We start from the raw sequence: 3,995 nt of genomic DNA on the forward strand, positions 1-3,995 counted from the left end.
CCGCTGCTCAGCGGGTCCCCTCACCGGGCCCCGCGTCACGGTGCGTCACTGCTGCTTGCGCAGCTCCCGCACCGCGGTCTCCAGCCGCCGGCCGAAGTCGGCGTCGGCCTTGCGGAAGTTCTCGACCGCCCGCTCGACGATGTCCTCGCGGTCGGAGGAGACCTTGGCGATGAAGCCGGACAGGTTGGCGACCAGCCGCTGCTTCTCGTCCTCGCCCATCAGCCGGTAGAGGTTGCCGGCCTGCACGAAGTCGTCGTCCTCGGCGTGCGAGGGCGCCTCGTGGGTGCCGGTGGCGCCGTCGACCGCGGTCGACGCCCACAGCGGACGGCCGGTCTGCACCGGGCCGCCGAAGCTGTTCGGCTCGTAGTTCTTGCGGCGCCCGTGGCGGCCGTCGTAGAGGTAGCCGTCCCGGTGGTTGTTGAGCGCCTCGGTGGCGTGCGGGCGGTTGACCGGCAGGTGGTCGGCGTTGATGCCGACGCGGTAGCGGTGGGCGTCCGCGTAGGCGAACAGGCGGCCCTGCAGCATCTTGTCCGGGGACGGGCCGATGCCGGGCACGAAGTGCGACGGCGAGAAGATCGACTGCTCGACCTCGGCGAAGACGTTGTCGGGGTTGCGGTTGAGCTCCAGCCTGCCGAACTCGACCAGCGGGTAGTCCGCGTGCGGCCAGACCTTGGTCAGGTCGAAGGGGTTGAAGCGGTAGTTCGCCGCGTCGGCGGCCGGCATGATCTGGACGCTGACCGTCCAGCTCGGGAAGTCGCCGCGCTCGATGGACTCGCGCAGGTCCCGCTGGTGGCTGTCCGGGTCCTCGCCGGCCAGCTTGTTGGCCTCCTCCTGGGTGAGGTTCTTGATGCCCTGGTCGGTCTTGAAGTGGTACTTCACCCAGAAGTGCTCGCCGGCCTCGTTCTGCCACTGGTAGGTGTGCGAGCCGAAGCCGTCCAGGTGGCGGTAGGAGGCCGGGATGCCGCGGTCGCCGAACAGCCAGGTCACCTGGTGGGTCGCCTCGGGCGACAGGCCCCAGAAGTCCCAGACGTTGTCCGCCTCCTGCGAGCCGGTGTACGGGTCGCGCTTCTGGGTGTGGATGAAGTCCGGGAACTTGGTGGCGTCCTTGATGAAGAACACCGGGGTGTTGTTGCCGACGAGGTCGTAGTTGCCCTCCTCGGTGTAGAACTTCAGCGCGAAGCCGCGCGGGTCGCGCACCGCGTCCGCCGAGCCGAGGTTGCCCGCGACGGTGGAGAAGCGCAGGAAGGTCTCGGTCTGCTTGCCGACCTCGGAGAGGAAGGCGGCCCGGGTGTACGCGGTGACGTCCGCGGTCACCGTGAAGGTGCCGTAGGCGGCGGCGCCGCGGGCGTGCACCACGCGCTCCGGGATGCGCTCGCGGTTGAAGTGCGCGAGCTTCTCGAACAGCTGCTGGTCCTGGATCAGCGCCGGACCGCCGACGCCGGCGGTCTCGGTGTTCTGGTTGTCGGCGACGGGGGCACCCGCCTCCGTGGTGAGGGTGGGGCGCAGCTCGTTCTGGGTAGTCATGTGAGGGAGCCTCCGCGTGATCCGGTCGTGACGAACCGATCCTAACTTGGACTTTGTCTAAGTCAACACTGGAACCAGACTCGGAGTGTCACTTACCCTGAGTCCATGAGTGACCTGCTGGAGAGACTTCGCGGACGTGGATGGCGGCTGACCTCGCAGCGCCGGGTCGTGGCCGAGGTCCTCGACGGCGAGCACGTCCACCTGACCGCCGACGAGGTGCACGCCCGCGCGGTCGAGCGGCTGCCCGAGATCAGCCGCGCCACCGTCTACAACACCCTCGGCGAACTCGTCTGCCTGGGCGAGGTGCTGGAGGTCGCCACCGACGGCCGCGCCAAGCGCTACGACCCCAACGCGCACCACGCGCACCAGCACCTGGTCTGCTACGGCTGCGGCGCCATCCGCGACGTCCACCCGCAGGGCGACCCGCTGGCCGCCCTGCCCGCCTCCGAGCGCTTCGGCTTCACCCTCTCCGGCGCCGAGATCACCTACCGCGGGCTGTGCCCGGACTGTTCCGCCGGCTCCTGAGCCCCGGCCGCGCGCGACGCGGCCGGCTGTGCGCGGCCTACGCGCTCAGCTCCGCGTGCAGCGCGCCCAGCAGCCGGCCCGCCCGCTCGGCGACCTCCGCCGGACCGTAGTCCGCGGCCCGCCGGCACCAGCCCTCCGCCTGCACCGGCTCCCCCCGGCGCAGCGCCAGCAGCGCCAGGCGCAGCGCCGCCCGCCCGTGCCCGGCGTCCGCCGCCCGGGTGTACCAGAGCATCGCCTCGGCCTCGCTGTCCTGCCGCGCCAGCAGCAGCCCCAGGTTGAACGCCGCGCTGCGGCTGCCCGCCTCGGCCGCCCGCCGGTACCAGCTCTCGGCGATCTCCAGCGCCCCCCGCTCGGCCGCCCGCACCCCCATCCGCACCTGCGCCCGGCGGTGCCCGGCGTCGGCCGCCGCCGCGTACCAGTGCTCGGCCTCCGCGTCCGCGTCCCCCCGCCGGTCCAGCACCGACGCCAGCCGGAACGCGCCCTCCGTCGAGCCGCCCGCCGCCGCCTGCCGGTAGCGCTCCAGCGCGCCCGCCGCGTTGCCGCGCTGCTCCTGCACCACCGCCAGTTGCAGCGCCGCCTCGCCGTGCCCCTCCGCGGCGGCGCGCGCGTACCACTCCTGCGCCTGCCGGTGCTCGCCGCGCCCGGCGTGCAGCACGCCCAGGTTGAACGCGCCGTCCACGCTGCCCGCCTCGGCGGCCTTGGAGAACCACGGCTCGGCGCCCGACTCGTCGCCGCGCTGCAACAGCACCACGGCCAGCGCGTTGCACGCCTCCCGGTGCCCGGCGTACGCGGCCCGGCGGTACCACTGCTCGGCCTGCTGGTCGCGGCCCGCGCCGGCGCAGAGCAGGCCCAGGTTGAAGGCGCCGTTCTGGTCGCCGGCCCCCAGCGCGCTGCGGTACCAGCGCTCCGCCTCGGCGGCCTCGCCGCGCGAGGCGTGCAGCGCGCCGAGCGCGTTGGCCGCGTTGCCGTCGCCCGCCTCGGCCGCCTCCTGCCACCACTCGGCGGCGGCGGCGAGGTCCCCGCCGTCGCGCAGCAGGTAGCCGAGCGCGCACGCGGCCCGCGGCTCTCCGTTCTGCGCCGACTGCCGGTACCAGCGGGCCGCCTCCTCCAGCAGCGACTGCTCGCCGCCGGCCCGGTCCTCCAGCAGCACGCCCAGGCGCAGCGCGGCGCGGGCGTGGCTGCGGGCGGCGGCGATCCGGTACCAGGCCTCGGCGGTCTCCTTGTCCCCGGCGGCCTCCCGCATCCGGGCCAGCCGGTAGGCGGCCTCCCGGTGCCCGGCGTCGGCGGACACCTTGAACCAGCGCTCGGCGCGCACGTCCCGGCGGTGCTCCATGAGGTCGCCCAGCGCGTAGGCGCCCAGCGGGTGGCCGTGGTCGGCGGCGAAGTGCAGCCAGTACTCGGCGGCCTCCTCCTCGCCCTGGTCGCGCAGTTGCAGGCCGAGCGCGTGGGCGGCGGGCGCGCTGCCGGCCACCGCCGCCTGCCGCCACCACTGGGCGGCCTCGGCCCGGTGGCCGCGCTGGTGCAGCAGTACGCCGAGGTTGTTGGCGGCGGCGCGCAGCCCGGCTGCGGCGGCGCCGCGCAGGTACGGTTCGGCGTCCTCCAGGTCGCCGCGGCGCAGCAGCAGGGTGCCGAGCCGGGCGGCGGCGTCCGGGTCGCCGTCGTCGGCGGCGCGCCGGTGCCGGGCCTCCAGGGCGGCCTGCTCGCGGGCGGCGAGCGCGGTCTCGAAGCTGGCCGAGTCGAAGCCGGTGTCGCTCTCGACGCCGGGGCCGGAGCCGTCGGACGGCGCGCCGCGGGCGCCGGGCGCGGCGGCGAGTCCGCCGGCCGGGACGTGCACCAGGGAGTCCGGGCCCCAGCCGCCGGCGGGGCTGCGCTCGGCCAGGCCGCTGGTGCGCTGGGCGGGCAGGGCGCCGGGCCGCCGTTCGGGGCTCTCCGCCCAGGCCTCGGTG

At 74.9% G+C, this 3,995-nt stretch carries 3 protein-coding genes; 1 reads left to right on the plus strand and 2 read right to left on the minus strand.

What is annotated here, in order from left to right; translation table 11 throughout:
• Positions 1 to 45: 45 nt before the first annotated feature.
• Positions 46 to 1,524, minus strand: coding sequence for a catalase (locus ACFU74_RS36430; protein ID WP_380764421.1), 1,479 nt, complete (start codon positions 1,522 to 1,524; stop codon positions 46 to 48).
• A gap of 105 nt (positions 1,525 to 1,629) precedes the next feature.
• Between ACFU74_RS36430 and ACFU74_RS36435 the strand changes: the two genes are divergently transcribed.
• Positions 1,630 to 2,049: a Fur family transcriptional regulator gene (locus ACFU74_RS36435; protein ID WP_380764422.1), complete on the plus strand. Its 420-nt coding sequence runs from the start codon at positions 1,630 to 1,632 to the stop codon at positions 2,047 to 2,049.
• Between the two features lie 37 nt (positions 2,050 to 2,086).
• Here ACFU74_RS36435 and ACFU74_RS36440 read toward each other — a convergent pair whose 3' ends face one another.
• Complete coding sequence (locus ACFU74_RS36440) at positions 2,087 to 3,883, minus strand: tetratricopeptide repeat protein (protein WP_380764423.1); 1,797 nt, start codon at positions 3,881 to 3,883, stop codon at positions 2,087 to 2,089.
• Between the last annotated feature and the right edge of the window lie 112 nt (positions 3,884 to 3,995).

Origin of the sequence: Kitasatospora sp. NPDC057500 (assembly GCF_042802195.1) — a bacterium.
Classification (GTDB): Bacteria; Actinomycetota; Actinomycetes; order Streptomycetales; family Streptomycetaceae; genus Kitasatospora.

Bases quoted from the DNA above. Each gene is read 5' to 3' on its own strand.
- ACFU74_RS36430 (WP_380764421.1), bottom strand. From the start codon at position 1,524: ATGACTACCCAGAACGAGCTGCGCCCCACCCTCACCACGGAGGCGGGT.
- ACFU74_RS36435 (WP_380764422.1), top strand. From the start codon at position 1,630: ATGAGTGACCTGCTGGAGAGACTTCGCGGACGTGGATGGCGGCTGACC.